This is a genomic window from Pseudorhizobium flavum, from assembly GCF_044142885.1.
In the GTDB taxonomy this organism is placed as follows: domain Bacteria; phylum Pseudomonadota; class Alphaproteobacteria; order Rhizobiales; family Rhizobiaceae; genus Neorhizobium; species Neorhizobium flavum.
Genome location: NZ_JBIOKZ010000002.1, coordinates 520,817 through 540,938 on the forward strand (window position 1 = coordinate 520,817; position 20,122 = coordinate 540,938).

Consider the following 20,122-nt stretch of genomic DNA (forward strand, 5'->3'; position numbering starts at 1 on the left):
ACCCCAGCATTTTCGGAGCCCCACATGGCCAAGGAACTCGGCGTCGGCATCATCGGATGCGGCAATATCTCCATCACCTACCTGGCGCTGGCGCCGCTGTTCAAGGGCATCAAGATGCTCGCCTGCGCCGACCTCAATCCGGAGGCCGCGCAGTTGCGGGCGAAGGAATACGGAGTGAAGGCGCAGACGATCGACGAATTGCTCGCGAATGACGAGCTGGATGTCATCGTCAACCTGACGATTCCGGACGCGCATTTCCGCGTCTCCAAGGCGATCCTCGAAGCTGGCAAGCACGTCTACTCGGAAAAACCGCTGGTTCTGTCGCTGGAAGAAGGCGAGGAACTGCGGCGGATCGCCAAGGCGAAGATCCTCGCCATCGGCTGCGCACCGGACACCTTCCTCGGCGGCGCGCACCAGCTGGCGCGCAAGTATGTGGACGAGGGCGGAGTCGGGCGCATCACCTCCGGCACCTGCCATGTGATGAGCCCGGGCATGGAAATGTGGCATCCCAATCCCGGCTTCTTTTTCCTTAAGGGGGGCGGTCCGATCCTCGACCTCGGTCCGTATTATGTAGCGAACCTCATCAACCTGATCGGACCGGTGAAGCGCGTCGCAGCACTCACCTCCATGGCAAACCCTACCCGCACGATAACCAGCCAGCCGCTCGCCGGCCAGACGATACCGGTCGAGACGCCGACGAACATCCATGCGCTGCTTGAGTTCGTGAACGGCGCGACGATTACCATGTCAGCCAGCTGGGATGTCTGGTCGCACCGCCACGCCAATATGGAGCTCTACGGGACCGAAGGCTCGCTCTATGTGCCCGACCCGAACTTCTTCGGCGGTCTCGTGGAAGCCTCCGGCCGCGACAAGGACATCAAGCCGCTGCCCGTTTGGGATCATCCGTTCTCCAAGGCCAACCAGGAGCACCCGAGCGGCCCTCGTGCGAACTACCGCACCGCCGGCCTCGCCGACATGGCGATGGCGCTGATCGAGAAGCGCGACCCGCGCTGCTCCCTCGACCGTTCGCTGCATGGCATCGACGTTTTGACCTCGATCCTGAAGTCGGGCGAGGAGGGGCGGTTCATCGACATGACCACCACCTGCACACAGCCCGAGCCGCTCGGCATTGACGAGGCGCTGGCGCTGCTGCGCTGATCCGCTAAGTATGCGGTGCGGGGCATCGCACCCGCACCGCATTCAGGACAGAAGGAGGATGTCATGGCCTGGCAACCGGCAGACGACCGATATTCATCAATGAAGTACAACCGCTGCGGCCAATCGGGGCTGAAGCTGCCGGCGATCTCGCTTGGTCTTTGGCACAATTTCGGCCATGACACGCCGCATGAGCGCAAGCAGGCGATCTGCCGCAAGGCCTTCAACCTCGGCGTCACCCATTTCGATCTCGCCAACAATTACGGGCCCCCAGGCGGTAGCGCCGAGATCGCGTTTGGGGAGATCCTGCGCAACGATTTCTCCGGTTACCGCGACGAACTGATCATCTCGTCCAAGGCGGGCTACGGCATGTGGCCCGGGCCCTATGGCGAATGGGGCAGCCGCAAGTATCTGATCGCCTCCTGCGACCAGAGCCTGAAGCGCATGGGCCTCGACTATGTCGACATCTTCTATTCCCACCGCTTCGACCCGGACACGCCGCTGGAAGAAACCTGCGGCGCGCTCGATCACATCGTCCGGTCGGGCAGGGCGCTTTATGTCGGTATTTCCTCGTACAACTCGAAGCGTACGCGCGAGGCGGCGGCCATCCTGAAGGAACTCGGCACGCCGATCCTCATCCACCAGCCGAGCTATTCGATGATCAACCGCTGGGTCGAAGAAGACGGCCTCCTCGACACGCTCGACGATCTCGGCATTGGCTCCATCGTCTTCTCGCCGCTGGCGCAGGGGATGCTCACCTCGAAGTACCTCGGTGGTATCCCGGACGACAGCCGCGCCGCCCAGGGCAAGTCGCTGCGCTCCGAGTTCCTGAGCGAGGAGAACATCGAGAACCTGCGGGCACTCAACGCCATTGCAGAGAAGCGCGGCCAGACGCTGGCGCAAATGGCGATCGCCTGGGTGCTGCGCGGTGGTCGCGTCACGACGGCGCTTATCGGGGCGAGCCGTCCCGAGCAGGTCGAGGATTGCGTCCGCGCGCTCGACACTCCGGATTTCACCTCCGCGGAACTGGCCGAGATCGACAAATATGCCCGGGAGGGCAACATCAATCTCTGGGCCGCCTCCGCCGAGCGGCAGGGGCCCGCGCGCAAGCACTAATCCATCCATACCCGGCGTCCCACCGCCGGGTCTCGTCCCTCGGAGGAGCAGCAAGATGATCCGCAACCCGATCCTGCCGGGCTTCAACCCTGACCCGTCGATCTGCCGCGTCGGGGAGGATTACTACATCGCCACCTCCACCTTCGAATGGTACCCTGGGGTTCAGATCCATCATTCCCGGGACCTGGTGAATTGGACGCTGGTGCGCCGCCCGCTGGAGCGGGCAAGTCAACTTGATATGCGCGGCAATCCCGACAGCTGCGGCATCTGGGCGCCCTGTCTCTCCTATGCCGATGGCCTGTTCTGGCTCGTCTATACCGACGTCAAGCGCTATGACGGCAACTTCAAGGACGCCCACAACTACATCGTGACCTCACCCACGATCGAGGGAGAGTGGTCGGACCCGGTCTATGTGAACTCCTCCGGCTTCGACCCGTCGCTCTTCCATGACGATGACGGCCGCAAGTGGTTCGTCAACATGCAGTGGAACCACCGCACGGAAAGCTACGGTGGCGCGCCGAAAAGCCCCGCCTTCGACGGCATCCTGCTGCAGGAATGGGATGCCGGGACGAATTCGCTGAAGGGGCCGATCAAGAACATCTTCGCCGGTAGCCCACTCGGTCTGGTCGAGGGGCCGCATCTCTTCAAGCGCAACGGCTGGTACTACCTGACGACGGCCGAGGGCGGTACCGGATACGACCACGCCGTCACCATGGCTCGGTCGCGCGCTATCGACGGTCCTTACGAAATGCATCCGAACACGCATCTCATCACGTCCAAGGATGCTCCGAATGCAGTCCTGCAGCGGGCAGGGCATGGACAGTATGTCGAGACCCCGGATGGGCAGGCCTATCATACGCATCTTTGCGGCCGTCCGATGCCGCCGAAACGGCGGTGCACGCTCGGTCGCGAGACCGCTCTGCAGAAGTGCATCTGGCAGGACGACTGGCTCTATCTCGCCCAGGGCGGTGTCGTACCCGAGGTCGAGGTTCCGGCACCGGCCGATGTTGAGCGGCACGAACAGCCGTCACGCATCGAAACCCGGTTCGAGCCGGGACGGCTGCCGATGGAATTCCAGTGGCTGCGCACGCCTCAGCCCGAACGCATCTTCAGCCTTTCAGAGCGCCCGGGTCATCTGCGCCTATACGGGCGTGAAAGCATCGGCTCCTGGTTCGAGCAGGCGCTGGTCGCCCGCCGGCAGGAGCATCACTCCTTCCGCACTGAGACGACCGTCGATTTCTCTCCTGATACCTATCAGCAGGTGGCGGGTCTGACGCATTACTACAACCGTCACAAGTTCCACGCCGTGGTGGTGACGCTTCACGAAAAGCTCGGCCGCGTGGTGACGATCTTCTCCTGCCCGGGCGATTTTCCGCACGGTCGCATGATATTTCCGGCCGACAGCGGCGTGGCGGTCACGGACGGCCCCGTCGATCTGGCTATGGAAATCCGCGATAACGACTTGCAGTTCTCCTGGCGGGCTGGTGGCAGCAACGATTGGCAGGCACTCGGGCCCGCACTTGATGCAGGCGTCATCTCCGATGAGGGCGGCCGGGGCGAACACGGCTCGTTTACCGGTGCCTTTGCAGGAGTCTTCGCCTTCGACACCTCGGGACGGGCAAGGCCGGCGGACTTCAGTCGCTTCGTCTATGAGGCTTTGGAGGGCTGAAACGTAATTGGAGAATCTTAACTGCGAACCTGAGCTTTCAACAACAACTCCATATTTTCATTACGGATATGTAATTCTCTCATTCAGATCGGGTTCATCCGCCAGCCCCTAGTTTCCAACGTGTTCAACACGAGGAAACAGACATGAAGAAGTTCGTTATCGTCCTGCTCTCCGCCACGATCCTTGCTGCCCCGATGGCACAGGCCCGGGATCATCATCGTGGCCACAACGACCGAGGACGGCATGTCGAGCAGCCGGCGCCACACAAGCGGATGGCGCCGCCGAAGAGGTTCGTTGCGCCCAAGCATCACTGGAAGAAAGGCCATCGGATGACCGCGGCCGAAAGGCGCCACATGCGCGAGGTGCGCGACTATCGCCGCCACCGCCTTTCCGCGCCGCCGCGCGGCCACCGCTGGGTTCGGATCGACAACGACTTCCTGCTGATCGGCATCACGTCCGGGATCATTTCCAGCATCATCGCCGTGCGGTGACATGAACAAGAAAAAGGGCGGCATTGGTCGCCCTTCTAGTCATTCGGTTATCCGTCAGGCCGCCGAAAGGCAGGCCTTGAGGTTGGTCGCGATCGATCGCATCAGGTCGAAATACAGATCCGGGCCCTCTGTCAGCGTGGCACCCTCGGGATCCAGCGTGCCCGAGCGGGCGTCGGTGCCTTCGGTCACCACCTGGATCAGCTTCGGCTCGAACTGAGGCTCGGCAAAGACGCAGGCGGCGTCAAGCTCCTGCACCTTCTGACGGATCTCCTGCACCCGTTCAGCCCCTGGCACCACTTCGGGAGAGACAGTGATCGAGCCGACGACGCGCACGCCGTAGTGGTCCTCGAAATATTGGTAGGCATCGTGGAAAACGACGAATGGCTTCTCCTCCACCGGCGCAATCATTTCAGCGATCTCCTTGTCGAGCGCATCGATCCTGTCGTTGAGCGAAACCAGGTTGGCGGCATATGCCTCCGCGTTCTCCGGATCCGCTTCGGCGAGGGCCTTTTCGATCGCAGCAGCCATGGCCTTCGCATTCATCGGGTCGAGCCAGAGGTGGGTGTCGAACTCCCCGTGATCATGGTGATGGTCTTCCGCCGCCTCGCCGGCGTGGTCGTCATGGCCGTGGTCGTCCTCCGCCGTCTTCTCATGACCGTGGCCGTGGCCCTCGTCGTCATGCTCATGTGCCTCGAAGGCGCCGCCTTCTCGGAATGGCAGCTTGGTCAGGCCTTCCGCATCGTCGAGTTCGACGACGGTGGCGTCGGACGCCAGCGCCTCTAGCGGCTTCTTCAGAAAGGCCTCCATGCCGGGTCCCATCCAGAATACCATGTCGGCGCCCTCGACGGCCCGGGCATTGGAGGGTTTCATCGTGAAGGTATGGGGCGAGGCAGCACCTTCCACGATCAGCTTCGGCTCACCGACACCCTTCATGATGGAAGCGACCAGCGAGTGGATCGGCTTAATGGACACTACGACCTCCGGGGCAGCGGCGGCTGCCGAGGCCGAGAGGAGGATGGAACTGGCTAGGAAAAGGGCGCGAGCTTTCATCGTGACTTCCTTGTTGGGCTTGCATGCAAACGTAATGTTATTACATCAATTGCGTTATGCTATAACGTGTGTCATAGCGGCAGGCAACCGGGCGCGAGAAAAAGATGCTGATGCAAGACAAGAGCGGTTCGCAGGGCCGCAATCAACTCGTCGACCTGCAGAGGGCGGGGATCCAGCGCAATGGACGCTGGCTGGTGCGGGGCGTCGATCTTTCGATCAGCCGCGGCGAAATCCTCACGCTAATCGGCCCGAACGGCGCCGGCAAATCGACGACCGCAAAGCTCGTGACCGGGGTGCTGCGTCCGAACGAGGGTACAGTCGCCCGCGCTGGCGACCTTCGCATTGGTTACGTGCCGCAGAAGCTTTCGATCGACTGGACCATGCCGCTATCGGTCCGCCGGCTCATGCGCCTGACCAATGGCCTGACGGACGCCGATCTGACTGCCGCTCTGTCGGCAACCGGCATCTCCCATCTGATCAATGCAGAGGTGCGCCATCTTTCAGGCGGCGAGTTCCAGCGGGCGCTGCTGGCCCGTGCGATCGCCCGCAAGCCCGACCTGCTCGTGCTCGACGAGCCGGTCCAGGGCGTCGATTTCGCTGGCGAGACGGCGCTCTACGACCTCATCCGCCAGATTCGCGATGCGACCGGCTGCGGCATCCTGCTCATCTCTCACGACCTGCACATGGTCATGGCGGCGACTGACACCGTGATCTGCCTCAACGGCCATGTCTGCTGCCGCGGGACACCCGACAGCGTCAGCCGTAGCGAGGACTATCAGCGCCTGTTTGGCGTCAACGCCCGCGGGCTGGCACTCTACAGCCACCAGCACGACCACACGCATCTGCCTGACGGCCGTGTCCTGCACGGCGACGGTTCGATCACCGAACACTGCCATCCCGAAGACGGCCATCATCACCACGATCACGACCAACAAGGTCATGCTCACGATCACGGTCACGGTCACCACAGCCACGACCACGGCAGCCAGGACGGGGAGGCGGCGCGCCATGCTTGACGACTTCTTCGTCCGCGCACTGTTCGCGGGTATCGGCGTGGCGGTGACAACCGGTCCGCTCGGCTGCTTCGTCGTCTGGCGGCGGATGGCTTATTTCGGCGATACAATGGCACATTCAGCGCTTCTCGGCGTCGCGCTGTCGCTGCTCTTTTCGCTCAACCTGATGGCAAGCGTCTTTGCCGTCGCGGTGGTGGTATCGCTCATCCTCCTCGTCCTGCAGCGTCGGCAGGCCCTGTCGGCGGACGCGCTTCTCGGCATCCTGTCGCATTCGACGCTTGCGATTGGGCTCGTGCTGGTCGCCTTCATGAGCTGGGTCAGAATCGACCTCATGGCCTTCCTGTTCGGCGATATCCTCGCGGTCACTCGTCAGGACATCGCGCTGATCTGGGGCGGCGGACTGGTCGTGCTCGCGGCGGTCGTCTGGCTCTGGCGCCCGCTGGTCGCCTCCACCATCAGCGAGGACGTCGCGGAAGCTGAGGGGCTGAATCCGGAGCGGGCGCGGCTTCTCTTCATGCTGATGATGGCACTGGTGATCGCGATCGCGATGAAGATTGTCGGCATCCTGCTGATCACGTCGTTGCTGATTATTCCGGCCGCCACCGCACGCCGGTTTTCCGCGAGTCCGGAGCGGATGGCGGTCTTCGCCTCGTTGATCGGGGCGCTGGCGGTTGCAGGAGGGCTGTTCGGATCCCTACATTACGACACGCCGTCCGGGCCATCGATCGTGGTTGCCGCGCTGCTGCTTTTCATCGTCAGCCTGTTGCCGTTCAACCGCGCCGGGGCGGACGCCAATACCGGAGGACTTCGATCATGACCGCTCCCGCCTTGACCAAGAACCAGTCGCTGGTCTTAGACGTCTTGTCGCGGTCGGATGCTCCGCTCAGCGCCTATACCATTCTCGACAAGCTGCGCGAGCACGGCTTCCGGGCGCCCCTGCAGGTTTATCGTGCGCTGGACAAGCTCCTGGAGCGCGGCGTGGTTCACCGGCTGGAAAGCCTCAACGCCTTCGTTGCCTGTGCGCACCAGGAGAAGGATTGCTGCGGCGGCCACGGCCATGGCACCGTTGCCTTCGCGATCTGCGAGAGCTGCGGCCATGTGGTCGAGTTCCACGACCACGCCGTCGACCATAGGCTCGACGACTGGGCTCGACAGCGGAAGTTCAAGCCGGCCAAGACGACGATCGAGATCCGTGGCCTTTGCGATGCCTGCGCGGCCTGAAGCGAAGCAATTGGTCTGCGGCTCTCTCCGCCCTTGGGGTTGTGGTGATATAAGTTGCTTTCACGGGTCAAAGGGCGCAAAGTGACTCGTCAGCAGCCAAACTCAAGGGCGCTGCTGCTTCGGGGCTGAATACCCTGGCCCCAACGAAAGGAGGACAAGATGTCTTCCGACCTTCATCGACATACCCTGTCGCGCAATCTGGTCCGCATCAGCGGATTTGGCTATCGCGAGAACATCGCGACAGGGCGATCTGACGCCAGTTCGAGCGCCGCTTCCGTCATCTTCCCACGGATAAGGATGGCGATAGCAGGCAGACGGGCGCTGTCCGTGCCGCTTTCCATCAGGATGCTTGTAGCTCCGGCGTCCTTGCCTGCGCCAACGGCAGTCTAGCTGCCCGCCCGGACCGCACGCATATCCGTCGTCAGCAGGAGTTTCAGGAGATTTCCATGGCCAAGGGTCAGATGAGAAGCAACAAGGAAGCGCGGAAGCCGAAGAAGGACAAGAGTGTCCCGGTAACTGTGGCCCCGCAGGGTTCGCAGGTTAAGTTTGCAGGCTCTACCGGGCAGAAGAAATAACGGCACCGCCGGGTGGGATTGATCCCCCCGTCGGAGATGACACTCATGCGCATTGCGCCAGCGTCGTCTTGAATGGGCTTCCAACGTCGCCATCTAGGGGTTTCACATACAGCGGATCCCAAGCCTCTGATCACAGTCGATTGGGTGTCCCGGGGTGCCGAAGGCCCCCGCGTTCAACTCTGGCTACGCAGATGCTTGCAGGCACGATACCGCGTGCCACCAACAACTTTAAGGAAACATGATATGATTGATATTACCCGCGATGCTGCGGAAAGCCTGTTCAGGCATCCCGCCGCCGCAGGCAGCAATGCTGCCAAACTGGAAGAATTTCGGCTACGGCAGACGATCCGGATGCGCAAGACGAAACAGGACGAACGCCAGGAACGTGTGGAAAAGCGCGGCCACGCGGACGCCTCGAAGGCCCTGTTCAGCCCGGCGGCCAGGCGGCAATCCCATGGTTGATTACAATGCGAGCGCCGGTCTCTATCCCTGCAAGACCGTAAAGAGAACCAGTCACCTCCGGTACAGAAGGTTCGATACGGTCGCGGAAGCCCTGCGCTTTGCGATCGAGGACATGCCGCCATCCATGCTTCGGGGATCGATCCTTGAGGTGGACGAGGCCCGCTTCGGGGGACAGGAAATGCAATGGCTCTACGAGGCGGAAGCTTATCCTCTGACGCGTCGCGACAGCTAGCGCCGACGGTCTTTTCTCTCTTGCTTGGCCGGCTTCTATGGCGGGTGAGGCGACTGCCTTACGCAGGCTCATCCGATGGTTGTATTTTGCGTATACTGATAACAAGAAGTTGACATTGTTGCCCCTCCCGTCTATATAGAACTCATCGATAGTTTGTTTGCCGATATTTGTTTTTTGCCGCGCCTCGCGCGTTTCTTGACGAACTTCCCTCTCTCAAAGATCGAAACCCCGCCGGGCGTCGCTCGGTGGTAATTCTCGTTGCTAAGAAAGGGTTCGTCATGACCACTGGCACAGTAAAATGGTTCAACTCCACCAAGGGCTTCGGCTTCATTCAGCCGGATGACGGCAGCTCGGACGTCTTCGTTCATATCTCCGCTGTAGAGCGTGCAGGCATGAACTCGATCGTCGAAGGCCAGAAGCTCGGCTTCGAGCTGGAGCGCGATAACAAGTCGGGCAAGATGTCCGCAGGCCAGCTGCGCGCTGCCTAACGCTTTTTCGCCGCGATGACCACGGATGTACTGGCATTGCGGCAAGAGGTTCAAGAAGGCCAGGCGTAATGTCTGGCCTTTTCTCGTTGCGGGCGCAGGCGTTTCTGCACATACGGGAACCGGCGGGTAGCACCCGCGACAACAACGACTACAATGAAGAGGACTAACGATTGAGACACCCGAACGACAACGGTTTCGCGGAACGGCGTAGTGCCGCTGCAGATGCAAAGCGCCAGCTCCTGGCGAAGTTCGCTTCTGCGCCGAAGCCGACCGACCCTGAAATGCAGGAAAAGCTTGCGGCCCGCCAGGCAGTAGGCGTGGCCCGGGAAGCACGCCGCGCCGAGCGTGAGGCGCTGAAGGCTGCCGAACGCGAGCGCGAGCTGGCCGAGGCGGCAGCAGTGGCGGCCGCAGCCGAAGCAGAGGAAAAGGCCGAGGCGGAAGCCCGGCAGGCCGAGATGGCCGATCGAGTCTCCCGCGTCATCGCGGACGAGGCAGCCCGCAAGGCCGAGCGCGACCGTCGCTATGCGGCCCGCAAGGCTCGTCAATCCTGATCCACTAACTAGCTGCGTCGACCATGACGCAGCTACCGCCCGCGGAGGACTGCTGGGCGAGCAACACGGACCCACACAATGAACGCACATGTCTATCCGCCCGCTCTAGATGTCGAAGACGATCCACGCGCGTGGCTGAAGACGCTGGCAAAATACCGCCAGCCCCGTATCCGCAGGAGCGCGTTCGAGTTGGTCGTTACGCTGGCGCCTTTCGCCCTGTTTTGGGCTATCGCCTGCTATTCGCTGTTGAGCGAATTTTGGCCGGGGCTGATCGCCATCCTGCCCGCCAGCGCTTTCCTGCTCAGACTGTTCATGATCCAGCACGACTGCGGTCACGGATCGTTCTTTGCCCGCCGCAAATTCGACGACTGGACCGGTCGACTGCTCGGGGTTCTGACGCTGACGCCTTACGACTACTGGAAGCGCGCCCATGCTGCCCATCATGCCTCCGCGGGCAATCTGGACGAACGGGGCGTGGGTGACATCACGACCCTGACGGTCGCGGAATATCGTGCGCTTTCCCCGTGGGGGCGGCTGGGCTACCGGCTCTATCGGCATCCGCTGGTGATGTTCGGCATCGGGCCGGCCTATCTTTTCCTGTTCAAGCAGCGCTTGCCGTTCGGGATGATGAGGTCAGGGGCGCTGCCCTGGATTTCAACCATGGCTACAAATGCCGCAGTCCTGCTGCTTGGCGGGCTACTGATATGGGCTGTCGGCTTGGTGCCGTTCCTGCTCATTCACCTTCCCATTGTTCTCCTGACCGGCGCTGCAGGCGTTTGGCTCTTCTATGTGCAGCACCAGTTCGAGGAGACACACTGGTCCGCCGGCGAGGAGTGGGAGTTTCCGCAGGCTGCGCTGCACGGTGCCTCCCACTATGACCTGCCGCCAGTCCTGCGCTGGCTGACAGGCAATATCGGGATTCACCACGTTCACCACCTGTCGAGCCGCATTCCTTATTATCGGCTGCCGGAAGTCCTGCGCGACCATCCGCAACTCGCCGGCATCGGCCGCATTACCCTCATGGACAGCCTGCGCTGCGTTAAGCTCGTGCTGTGGGACGAGGAGCGCCGCAAACTGGTCTCTTTCCGCGCCGCCGCCGCCACCTGATTCTGGTAGCCGATTACGCGCCGCTCCCTTTCCGATACGACGCAAGAAAGAAGAAGAAATGATTGAACTGACGCCCACCCAGATACGCGGTCTCAAGCTTGCCAAGGACGGTGATGTCCATCCGCAAGAGGGGAAGAAGTGGACGCACCTCGATGCGCAGGTGACCTATGCCAGGAACGACCGCTTCAAGGAGCGGCCGCAGAAAATCAAGTTCCTGACGACGACGACGCTGAAGGAGCTGCGCGAGCACGGACTGGTGAAGCCCTTGGATGATGGGGTTGCTCCAGAGGAATCGCCGCATGCGATCACCATGGCAGGCAAGATGCATCTCCTGAAGATCAAGTAGCGCCACCGGCTCCCGTGCGCGTTACGGCGCCGGACGGGGTCAAAGCGCCCGTAGGTCACGGGCGTAGAGCTTCCAGCGCTCGACATAGTGCGCGGCCGATTTCCGAAGCGCCGCTACTGCCGTCTCGTCGAGCGTGCGGATCGCCTTGGCGGGCGAGCCGACAATCAGCGAGTTGTCCGGAAATTCCTTGCCCTCGGTGACCAGAGCGTTGGCGCCGATAAGGCAATTGTTGCCGATCTTCGCGCCGTTGAGAATGGTCGCGCCCATCCCGACGAGCGAGTTCTCGCCGATCGTGCAGCCGTGGATAATGGCGTGATGGCCAATCGTGCAGCCGGCGCCGATGGCTACCGGGAAGCCCACATCGTTGTGGATCATGACCCCTTCCTGGATGTTTGTCGCCGTGCCGAGGATGATCGGTTCGTTGTCGCCGCGCAGCACGGCGCCAAACCAGATGCCGACGTCTTCGCCAATATGCACGTCGCCGATGACGGTCGCCGTCGGCGCGACCCAGTAGCGGTGGGGAGCAGGGGTCTTCGGCTGGATGTCTCCCAAGGCGTAAAGCGGCATGATGGTCTCCTCCCTGACGTGGCGGCGCCCTGGTGCTATGCCGGGCGCGATTCCACACCATCCTAGCGGCAGACGAGGACGAGCAAAACTGGCGAAGGTGTCGCGCTTCCTGTATGAGCGGCGGCGACGAAAGGATTGCCATGTATGCCGAGGCGTTGAAGACGGGCCGTAAGATCTTTGCGGTCGCCCCGATGATCGACTGGACTGACAGGCACTGCCGCTATTTCCATCGGCAGCTGTCGGCGCATGCGCTTCTCTATAGCGAGATGATCGTCGCGGATGCGATCATTCATGGGCCGCGGGAGCGACTTCTCTCGCATTCGCCGGAGGAGCATCCTGTGGCGCTGCAGCTCGGCGGGTCAGACCCGGCCAAGCTTGCGGAGGCGGTGAGGATCGCTGGCGACTACGGCTATGACGAGATCAACCTCAATGTCGGCTGTCCCTCGGACCGGGTCCAGTCCGGCACGTTCGGCGCCTGCCTGATGAAGACGCCGGAGCTGGTGGCCGACTGCGTGGCTGCGATGAAGCGCGTGGCGACGGTGCCTGTGACGGTGAAATGCCGGATCGGGGTGGATGAACAGCAGCCGGCGACGGTGCTGCCGGATTTCCTGGCGAGGATGATCGGCGCCGGGGCCGACGCTGTCTGGATCCATGCCCGCAAGGCCTGGCTGCAGGGGCTCTCGCCGAAGGAAAACCGCGAGATCCCGCCACTCGACTACGAGATCGTCCACCGGATGAAGCGGGAGAACCCGGATGTCTTCCTCGGCATCAATGGCGGCATCACCGATCTTGATCAGGTGGTCCGACATCTGGAAGTCATGGACGGGGTGATGCTCGGACGAGCCGCCTACCAGAATGCCGGACTTCTGGCCGAGGTGGACGAAACAATCTTCGCTGAACCGCACCAGGAGCCGGTTTGGACGGCGCTGCGCGATGCGATGATGGCCTACGCGGACCGGGTGATGGCGGCGGGCGGGCGCCTGAACCATGTCACGCGCCACATGGTGGGGCTTTTTCAGGGCTTCGCCGGCGCTCGCCGCTATCGCCAGATTCTCTCGACGGACTCCACCAGGCCGGGTGCCGGTCCCGAAGTGATAGCGGCAGCCTTTTCCGTCATCGACCTGGAGGCTGGGCCAAAGCGGCAGGCAGGCTGACACCGTCGGCTCACAAGCAGTTTACTACGGAACCATGGCGCAACCCATGGGTTACCCCTTTGTCCCATTCAAAACAAAGGAGCTTTCTCATGGCCAAGCGTCTACTTCCGATTCTTCTCCTGTCCGCCGCATTCCCGATGGCGGCCATGGCGCAGACGGCGACCGGCGAAGCCGGCACAACGATTAATCCGGGTGCTGCCGCCGACCAGAACGCACAGACTGCTCCGGATGCAGCGGGTGGCATGAATGATGCGATGCCGATGAACCAGACAGCTGATGCCAGCGCCACCACCGAGGGCCCGTTCGTCACGGTTCCGGAGACTGGCGCATGGCGCGTCAGCGATTTCCAGGGTAAGGCTGTCTATGGTTCGGACGGCGAGAGCATCGGTGAGATCAATGACGTGCTCGTCAGCCAGGATGGCTCCGTCAATGCCGTGATCATCGGTGTCGGCGGTTTCCTTGGTATCGGCGAGAAGAACGTCGCCGTCGACATGGGCGCGCTTGAGCTTGGTCCGGGCGCAACACAGGCCGAAGCCAACCAGGCATCCCGCGCCAACCCTGACGCTGCGCCGGGCGATGTCTCGGGTGAGACGACGGCTTCGACCAACACCGACAACACCACCATGCCGCCGGCCGGCGGAGCGGGTACGGCTGCAACGGGTACCGACACGGCCATGACCGACGGCGCCGCCGCCCCGGGTGCAGGCACGACCGGCACGGGCATGCCTGCCACCGGGGATGACCAGATGGCCGCAAACAATGCCGGAAACGATGGCGCGATCATGATCGGCCCGGACGGCCTGCCCGAACGGATCGTGCTGAACGTTACCCGTCAGCAACTGGAAGACGCGCCCGCATTCGAAGGCGTACGCAGCGAAACCCAGCCCCAGCAGTAAAAGCTCCATCGTTATTCACCCCCGTGGCGCCAGCCGCGGGGGTATTTCTATGTCAGCGGTCCGGCGAGTTCACCAAACTGAGGATCCGTTGGTGGACGGCGCCGCCTTCCGTCAGTTCGACCTCATCGAACTGACGCGACTGGCGCACCCGCTCGTCGGAGAACTCCTTCAGCCGCGCCTGCAGTTTTTGACGCACCTTCTGGCATTTCGGATCGTCCGCCGCCGTCAGGCCGCGGCTGAAGGCCTCGATGCCGCGAACCATGTCGACGATCTGCTCGCCATGTACCCGCTCATGTGTCTCCACCCCCGAAACGAAGCGCTGCCATTTCTCCGCCACCACTGGCGGCAGGCCGGACGGCGCCTTGGGCAGCGTATAGGTGATGATCAGCTTTGGCTTCGCCACCGCCAGTACGCAGGAGCCGTCGGGCTGCGGACGATAATCGCGGGTCCAGGTGAGCTTGAAGCTTGTATGGGCGATGGCCAGTACGCCGGCGGCCGGTCCATGCTCCCCGATCGAACGGTAGAGATCGATGCCCGTCGCGCCACGAATCGCGTAGGTCTTTACCTGTTCCACTGGCTGCCAGGGTTCGGCCGGAGGAAGGGGGGCAGCGGGGAAGGCTGACGGTGATTGGGCGGGAAGAGATTGCGCAATGGCTGCGTTGGGGTAGATGCCGATGGCCAGCAGGGCGGCCACGGCCGATGCATATTTTGTGGGAAGGTTAAGAGGCGACATTGGTTGAACCCTAGGCGAGAGCCGTCCCGAGGGAAAGAGAGGGGAGCGTCTGGCTCACATCACGGCTGAGGATCGGGACGAGCGGGCCGAGGTGCGACAAACGATCAAATCCTGTTCGCGGCTCGGCACTCACATCTCGTCAAGCTTACCCACGAGCCGCTGCAGTTGCGGTGTTGCGGTCAGGCTCTCATCCAATGTCAGCTTCAATTGGCTCCGGTCATCCACCTTGAACAAATACCAGTCGATCAAAGCCGCGGCGATATCGGCAGCCGAGTCGGCTGAAGAATCAACCCCGTTCTCTTGGCACCAAGCCTTGAGGAATCGTTGCAAGAGCTCCAGGTCATCAGGCGCGAGTGGTACGGGTGAGGGGGTTCCGTTCTGCTGCAGCATGCGTCGCAATCCATACCGTTAGCCTCCGGCGAGTGCCGGCGGGTTTTGTCGCCAACAGGAAGACCTAAGTTGAATGTAGGTATGGCTTAGAAAGCTTGTGCAGAGCTTGCTAATATAGAAGCGTTCGCTATAGCTTAAGTGTGGGGGGCTGGTTACTCTGGCAGGCGGCTGATGGCGGCAGTCCGCCGGATAGCTTCCCTGAGCCGGCCAGGGAACCGGTGGGTCAACCGACAAACCAGGAGAGGGCGCCACCAATGACGACGAATGCGAGGACAAGAGCCACAAAGCGGCCCGTCCCGGACTGCGAGTCAACGTTGAAGGCCCTTTCCCAAAGCCCGTTGCTGCGATGATCTTCCGTCATGGTCTGCTCTCCTTGCGAGGTGAGCCATGAAGCTTCCCATTAGCGCTGTCAAGGCCTGGATATGTCCGGAGGATTATTGCGTCGGACTATGGGCGCGCGGGGAGAACTCACGCAGGTGTTTTGCGACCGCGCTTCTTTGGTGCGGGTTCCGGCTGAGCCTGGGCCAGTCGCAACGCCTTCAATTTCTCTGTTTTGCTTTCTCTCGCAGCAGTTTCCGCAGCGAGAATATCGCGCACGACGGAATTGGTCTGTTCGGCTTTCGCCTGCGCCGAAAGCTTGGCGGGTTTGAAGAACTCTTCGGTGGTGGCTGTCATGGTATGCTCCTATATCTGCCGCGGGCGGACGCGGTCACCTGGACCGCGCCGTTCGTGTTGCTAGCGGCCTTGACCGACGACCTTTTTCTTGGGTGCCGGAAGCAATCCCTCACGTTGGGCTTTCTTGCGAGCGAGCTTACGTGCCCTGCGCACTCCCTCCGCCTTCTCACGTGCCCGCTTCTCAGATGGCTTTTCATATGCGCTGCGCGCGCGCATCTCGCGGAAGAGACCTTCCCGCTGCATCTTCTTCTTCAGGACCCGAAGGGCCTGATCGACGTTGTTGTCTCTGACGAGTACCTGCAAAAATAACTCCTTTCCGGCCAATGGCCGTCATTTCCCGAGCCAAAACTTGCCCGGCTCGACCTCTACACTCAATCCCATGGCAACAGTCGGTTCTGCTCCATGGTCCCTCCAGTCACATGTCCCAAACCCGACGCATGTGACATCCACCCTGGGGAAAAACAAAAGGCCGGGACTGCTCCCGACCTTCCACATCATCGCCTCAAGCGTGCCAGTACATCCGTGGTCACGCGGGGCAATGAAATTCCTTAGGCGGCCTGCAGGTTGTCTGCAGAACTCTTGCCCGAACGCTTGTCCTGGACAATGTCGTAGCTGATCTTCTGACCTTCGGTCAGGCCACGCATGCCGGCGCGCTCAACGGCGGAGACATGGACGAAAACGTCCTGGCTGCCATTATCGGGCTGGATGAAGCCAAAGCCCTTGGTGCTGTTGAACCACTTTACGGTACCTGTATTCATGACGATTTCCTTCAATCGTTGGTGGGCCCGGTCGTATCTGACCGATCTAAAATCGACGTTGAGAGGAAATCTGAAACAGCCGTGGCTGAGGACAAAAGTCGCTAGCAAAGTTCGATGAGGTAAACATAGCGTTTTAATGAGCCCAAACAAGGGCTGGAGCGAAATAAATACAGATGCTGTTTTTCAATAAGGGCGCCGGCCCGGGCAGGGCCGGCGATTCTACATCAGGATGTCTTACTCTGCCGCTTCGGCGTATTCGCTCATCGGCGGACAGGTACAGACGAGGTTGCGGTCGCCATAGACATTGTCGATCCGGTTGACAGGGGACCAGTACTTGTCGACCCGGAAGGACCCGGGCGGGAAGCAGGCCTGCTCGCGGCTATAAGGCCGGTTCCATTCGCCGACCAGGTCTTCCACGGTATGCGGGGCGTTCTTGAGAGGGTTGTTCTCCTTGTCCGCCTTGCCGTACTCGATGGCACGGGCTTCCTCGCGGATCGCCAGCATCGCATCGCAGAAGCGATCGATCTCGGCCTTAGTCTCCGATTCAGTCGGCTCGATCATCAGCGTGCCGGCAACCGGCCAGCTCATCGTTGGCGCATGGAAGCCGCAGTCGATCAGGCGTTTGGCAATATCGTCGACGGTGACTCCCGCAGAGGCATTAAGGGGACGCGTGTCGATGATGCACTCATGGGCAACGCAACCGTTGGCCGATTTGTAAAGGACCTCATAGGCCCCCTTCAGCCGGGCGGCGATGTAGTTCGCGTTGAGGATTGCCACCTTGGTGGCCTGGGTCAGGCCTTCGCCGCCCATCATGAGGCAGTAGGACCAGGAGATTGGAAGGATTGATGGCGAGCCGAATGGCGCTGCCGAGACGGCACCCTGTCCACCGTGCCATTGCGGATGACCCGGCAGGTAAGGGGCGAGATGCGCCTTGACGCCGATCGGGCCCATGCCGGGACCCCCGCCGCCATGTGGGATGCAGAAGGTCTTGTGCAGGTTGAGGTGCGAGACGTCCGAGCCGATGTCGCCAGGGCGGGACAGACCGACCATGGCATTCATGTTGGCTCCGTCGAGATAGACCTGGCCACCGTGGCGGTGGGTGATCTCGCAGATCTCCTTGACCGTCTCCTCGAATACTCCGTGCGTCGACGGATAGGTGATCATGCAGCAGGAGAGACTTGCCGCGTGCTCTTCCGCCTTGGCACGGAAGTCCTCCAGGTCGACGTCACCGTTCTCCTTGGCCTTGACGGGCACGACCTTCATTCCAGCCATCTGCGCAGAAGCCGGGTTCGTGCCATGGGCGGAGGTGGGGATCAGGCAGACGTCACGATGCGTGTCACCGTTGGCGATATGGTAATTGCGGATGGTGAGGAGGCCGGCATATTCTCCCTGCGCCCCCGAGTTCGGCTGCATGGAGAAGGCGTCATAGCCGGTGATCTGGCAGAGCTTGGCGGACAGGTCGTCGATCATCTCCTTGTAGCCCAGCGCCTGGTCGGCCGGCACGAAGGGGTGGATGTCCGAGAACTCCGGCCAGGTGATCGGCAGCATTTCCGCTGTGGCATTAAGCTTCATCGTGCAGGAGCCAAGCGGGATCATCGCCCGGTCGAGCGCGAGGTCCCGGTCCGACAGGCGGCGGATGTAGCGCGTCATCTCGCTTTCCGCGCGGTTCATGTGGAAGATCGGATGCGTCATGTAGGCGGATTTGCGCAGCAGATCCTGCGGTAGGCGATAGGTCGGCTCGAAGTCGGAGACCCTGAAACTGCCGCCGAAGGCGCGCCAGACGGCTTCCAGCGTTGCAGGCCTTGTGCGCTCGTCGAGCGACATGCCGATCCTCGTCTCGCCGACCTTTCGCAGGTTGACACCTTCCGCCACGGCCGCCCTCAGGATGAGGCCCTGCATGTGGCCGACTTCGACAGTAATCGTGTCGAAGAAGGTCTCGGGTTCAACCTTGTAGCCGAGCTTCTCGAGGCCCTTGGTCATCAGCACGGCCTTCCTGTGGACCTGCTGGGCAATCGCCTTCAATCCGTCGGGGCCGTGGAAGACGCCGTACATGGAGGCCATGACGGCGAGCAGGACCTGCGCGGTGCAGATGTTCGAGGTGGCCTTCTCGCGACGGATATGCTGTTCGCGGGTCTGCAGCGACAGGCGATAGGCGCGGTTGCCGCGGGCATCGACGGAAACGCCGACGAGGCGGCCGGGCATGGCGCGCTTGTGGGCATCCTTCACTGCCATGTAGGCGGCGTGCGGGCCTCCGTAGCCGACCGGAACGCCGAAGCGCTGCGAGGAACCGATGGCGATGTCCGCACCCATCTCGCCGGGAGACTTCAGGAGCGTCAGGGCCAAAAGGTCGGCGGCGACGGCAGCAACGGCGCCGGTCTGGTGCAGCCTAGCGATCAGGCCGGAGAAGTCGCGGACATGGCCGTGGGTGCCGGGATACTGGAAGATCGCGCCAAAGACGTCGACCGGATCGAGGTCCGTCGTCGGATCGCCGACGATGACAGTCCAGCCGAGCGGTGCTGCACGCGTCTCGATCAGTGCGATTGTCTGCGGGTGGCATTCCCTGTCGACGAAGAAGGCGGTCGCCTTGGACTTCGCCTGGCGCTGGCAGAGTGCCATGGCTTCGGCGGCGGCGGTCGCTTCGTCAAGCAGGGAGGCGTTGGCGACGTCGAGACCCGTGAGGTCCGAGATCATCGTCTGGAAGTTCAGGAGCGCCTCAAGCCGGCCCTGGGAGATTTCCGGCTGGTACGGGGTGTAGGCCGTGTACCAGGCGGGATTTTCGAGAATGTTGCGCTGGATGACCGGCGGCGTGATGGTGCCATAGTAGCCCTGGCCGATCAGAGAAGTCAGGACCTGGTTCTTGTTCGCGGTCTCCCGCAGCCTGTCGAGCGCCTCGCGCTCCGTCAGTGCTGCGCCCCATGCCAAGGGCTCCTTCTGGCGGATAGAGGCGGGGACGGTAGCATCAATCAGCTTGTCGAGCGTCGGGTAACCGATAACCTTCAGCATCTCCGCCATCTCCGAGGGCGAGGGTCCGATATGGCGACGGTTGGCGAAGTCGTAGGGCTGGTAGTCGGTGAAATGGAAATCCGTGCTGTCGGTCATCCGATCAGATCCTTGTAGGCGGATTCGTCAAGCAGGGCATCGGCATCGGAGGGGTTCTTGAGCTTCAGCTTGAAAAACCAGGCAGCACCCTGCGGATCGGAATTGACCAGCGAGGGATCGTCGACGATCGCCTGGTTGACCTCGGTCACTTCGCCATCGAGCGGAGCGTAGACGTCAGACGCAGCCTTGACCGATTCGACAGTGGCGGCATTGCCGTCCTTGGTCAGTTCGGCGCCGACTTCCGGCAGTTCGACGAACACGAGATCGCCCAGTTGCTCCGCGGCATGGGTGGTGATGCCGACGGTGGCGATATCGCCCTCGAGCTTCAGCCATTCATGTTCGGGGGTGAATTTCAGCATGGTTCTCTCCGGAGG

General features: G+C 62.0%; 25 protein-coding genes. 15 read left to right on the forward strand and 10 right to left on the reverse strand.

Annotated features, from left to right (window positions below):
* The first annotated feature begins 24 nt into the window (after positions 1–24).
* From ACEPP2_RS06020 to ACEPP2_RS06035, 4 genes are all read left to right on the forward strand, one after another.
* On the forward strand, positions 25–1,158 hold the full coding sequence (locus ACEPP2_RS06020) for a Gfo/Idh/MocA family protein (protein WP_395516069.1): 1,134 nt from the start codon (positions 25–27) through the stop codon (positions 1,156–1,158).
* Positions 1,159–1,221: 63 nt separating this feature from the next.
* On the forward strand, positions 1,222–2,271 hold the full coding sequence (gene mgrA, locus ACEPP2_RS06025; RefSeq protein WP_395516070.1) for an L-glyceraldehyde 3-phosphate reductase: 1,050 nt from the start codon (positions 1,222–1,224) through the stop codon (positions 2,269–2,271).
* Positions 2,272–2,326: 55 nt separating this feature from the next.
* On the forward strand, positions 2,327–3,940 hold the full coding sequence (locus ACEPP2_RS06030) for a glycoside hydrolase family 43 protein (protein WP_395516071.1): 1,614 nt from the start codon (positions 2,327–2,329) through the stop codon (positions 3,938–3,940).
* A gap of 143 nt (positions 3,941–4,083) precedes the next feature.
* Positions 4,084–4,431, forward strand: a complete 348-nt coding sequence (locus ACEPP2_RS06035) for an RcnB family protein (protein ID WP_395516072.1) — start codon at positions 4,084–4,086, stop codon at positions 4,429–4,431.
* 54 nt (positions 4,432–4,485) lie between these two features.
* Here ACEPP2_RS06035 and znuA read toward each other — a convergent pair whose 3' ends face one another.
* Positions 4,486–5,481 (reverse strand): zinc ABC transporter substrate-binding protein ZnuA, encoded by a 996-nt coding sequence (gene znuA / locus ACEPP2_RS06040; RefSeq protein WP_395516073.1) that lies wholly within the window; start codon positions 5,479–5,481, stop codon positions 4,486–4,488.
* 104 nt (positions 5,482–5,585) lie between these two features.
* On the opposite strand from znuA, the gene ACEPP2_RS06045 reads away from it, so the two are divergent.
* From ACEPP2_RS06045 to ACEPP2_RS06085, 9 genes are all read left to right on the forward strand, one after another.
* Entirely contained in the window at positions 5,586–6,497 is a 912-nt protein-coding gene (locus tag ACEPP2_RS06045) for an ATP-binding cassette domain-containing protein (protein WP_395516074.1), read from the forward strand.
* Positions 6,490–7,311 (forward strand): zinc ABC transporter permease subunit ZnuB, encoded by an 822-nt coding sequence (gene znuB / locus ACEPP2_RS06050; protein ID WP_281978322.1) that lies wholly within the window; start codon positions 6,490–6,492, stop codon positions 7,309–7,311. The genes ACEPP2_RS06045 and znuB overlap by 8 nt, the downstream gene beginning before the upstream one ends.
* A complete protein-coding gene (locus ACEPP2_RS06055) occupies positions 7,308–7,715 on the forward strand; it encodes a Fur family transcriptional regulator (RefSeq protein ID WP_077546454.1) in 408 nt (135 codons plus the stop codon). Before znuB ends, ACEPP2_RS06055 begins: the two co-directional genes overlap by 4 nt.
* An 818-nt stretch (positions 7,716–8,533) precedes the next feature.
* Positions 8,534–8,752: a hypothetical protein gene (locus ACEPP2_RS06060; RefSeq protein WP_281978321.1), complete on the forward strand. Its 219-nt coding sequence runs from the start codon at positions 8,534–8,536 to the stop codon at positions 8,750–8,752.
* Positions 8,745–8,984 carry a hypothetical protein gene (locus ACEPP2_RS06065; protein ID WP_077546452.1) on the forward strand — a complete coding sequence of 80 codons (240 nt, stop codon included), beginning with the start codon at positions 8,745–8,747 and terminating at the stop codon, positions 8,982–8,984. Before ACEPP2_RS06060 ends, ACEPP2_RS06065 begins: the two co-directional genes overlap by 8 nt.
* 278 nt (positions 8,985–9,262) lie before the next feature.
* A complete protein-coding gene (locus tag ACEPP2_RS06070) occupies positions 9,263–9,472 on the forward strand; it encodes a cold-shock protein (RefSeq protein WP_077546451.1) in 210 nt (69 codons plus the stop codon).
* Between the two features lie 170 nt (positions 9,473–9,642).
* Positions 9,643–10,023: a DUF6481 family protein gene (locus ACEPP2_RS06075; protein WP_077546450.1), complete on the forward strand. Its 381-nt coding sequence runs from the start codon at positions 9,643–9,645 to the stop codon at positions 10,021–10,023.
* A 78-nt stretch (positions 10,024–10,101) separates the two neighbouring features.
* Entirely contained in the window at positions 10,102–11,130 is a 1,029-nt protein-coding gene (locus ACEPP2_RS06080; RefSeq protein ID WP_077546449.1) for a fatty acid desaturase, read from the forward strand.
* Between the two features lie 58 nt (positions 11,131–11,188).
* On the forward strand, positions 11,189–11,476 hold the full coding sequence (locus tag ACEPP2_RS06085; RefSeq protein WP_077546448.1) for a hypothetical protein: 288 nt from the start codon (positions 11,189–11,191) through the stop codon (positions 11,474–11,476).
* Between the two features lie 39 nt (positions 11,477–11,515).
* Here ACEPP2_RS06085 and ACEPP2_RS06090 read toward each other — a convergent pair whose 3' ends face one another.
* Positions 11,516–12,043, reverse strand: coding sequence for a gamma carbonic anhydrase family protein (locus ACEPP2_RS06090; protein WP_077546447.1), 528 nt, complete (start codon positions 12,041–12,043; stop codon positions 11,516–11,518).
* Positions 12,044–12,183: 140 nt separating this feature from the next.
* On the opposite strand from ACEPP2_RS06090, the gene dusA reads away from it, so the two are divergent.
* The gene (dusA, locus tag ACEPP2_RS06095) at positions 12,184–13,197 is read left to right on the forward strand and encodes a tRNA dihydrouridine(20/20a) synthase DusA (protein WP_395516170.1); all 1,014 of its coding nucleotides are present in this window, start codon (positions 12,184–12,186) and stop codon (positions 13,195–13,197) included.
* Between the two features lie 89 nt (positions 13,198–13,286).
* Positions 13,287–14,093 carry a PRC-barrel domain-containing protein gene (locus tag ACEPP2_RS06100; protein ID WP_395516075.1) on the forward strand — a complete coding sequence of 269 codons (807 nt, stop codon included), beginning with the start codon at positions 13,287–13,289 and terminating at the stop codon, positions 14,091–14,093.
* A gap of 52 nt (positions 14,094–14,145) precedes the next feature.
* On the opposite strand, the gene ACEPP2_RS06105 is transcribed toward ACEPP2_RS06100, so the two are convergent.
* The 8 genes from ACEPP2_RS06105 to gcvH all read right to left on the reverse strand — a co-directional run bounded on the left by ACEPP2_RS06105 (position 14,146) and on the right by gcvH (position 20,107).
* A complete protein-coding gene (locus ACEPP2_RS06105; protein ID WP_395516076.1) occupies positions 14,146–14,826 on the reverse strand; it encodes a DUF922 domain-containing Zn-dependent protease in 681 nt (226 codons plus the stop codon).
* Positions 14,827–14,955: 129 nt separating this feature from the next.
* Positions 14,956–15,216, reverse strand: coding sequence for a hypothetical protein (locus tag ACEPP2_RS06110; RefSeq protein ID WP_395516077.1), 261 nt, complete (start codon positions 15,214–15,216; stop codon positions 14,956–14,958).
* Positions 15,217–15,439: 223 nt separating this feature from the next.
* Positions 15,440–15,577 carry a hypothetical protein gene (locus ACEPP2_RS06115; protein ID WP_172973586.1) on the reverse strand — a complete coding sequence of 46 codons (138 nt, stop codon included), beginning with the start codon at positions 15,575–15,577 and terminating at the stop codon, positions 15,440–15,442.
* A gap of 107 nt (positions 15,578–15,684) precedes the next feature.
* A complete protein-coding gene (locus tag ACEPP2_RS06120) occupies positions 15,685–15,891 on the reverse strand; it encodes a hypothetical protein (protein ID WP_052638514.1) in 207 nt (68 codons plus the stop codon).
* 60 nt (positions 15,892–15,951) lie between these two features.
* Complete coding sequence (rpsU, locus tag ACEPP2_RS06125) at positions 15,952–16,194, reverse strand: 30S ribosomal protein S21 (RefSeq protein ID WP_152341916.1); 243 nt, start codon at positions 16,192–16,194, stop codon at positions 15,952–15,954.
* 245 nt (positions 16,195–16,439) lie between these two features.
* Positions 16,440–16,649 (reverse strand): cold-shock protein, encoded by a 210-nt coding sequence (locus ACEPP2_RS06130; RefSeq protein WP_029618104.1) that lies wholly within the window; start codon positions 16,647–16,649, stop codon positions 16,440–16,442.
* A gap of 234 nt (positions 16,650–16,883) precedes the next feature.
* Positions 16,884–19,748: an aminomethyl-transferring glycine dehydrogenase gene (gcvP, locus tag ACEPP2_RS06135; RefSeq protein WP_395516078.1), complete on the reverse strand. Its 2,865-nt coding sequence runs from the start codon at positions 19,746–19,748 to the stop codon at positions 16,884–16,886.
* The gene (gene gcvH / locus ACEPP2_RS06140; protein ID WP_152340056.1) at positions 19,745–20,107 is read right to left on the reverse strand and encodes a glycine cleavage system protein GcvH; all 363 of its coding nucleotides are present in this window, start codon (positions 20,105–20,107) and stop codon (positions 19,745–19,747) included. Before gcvH ends, gcvP begins: the two co-directional genes overlap by 4 nt.
* Between the last annotated feature and the right edge of the window lie 15 nt (positions 20,108–20,122).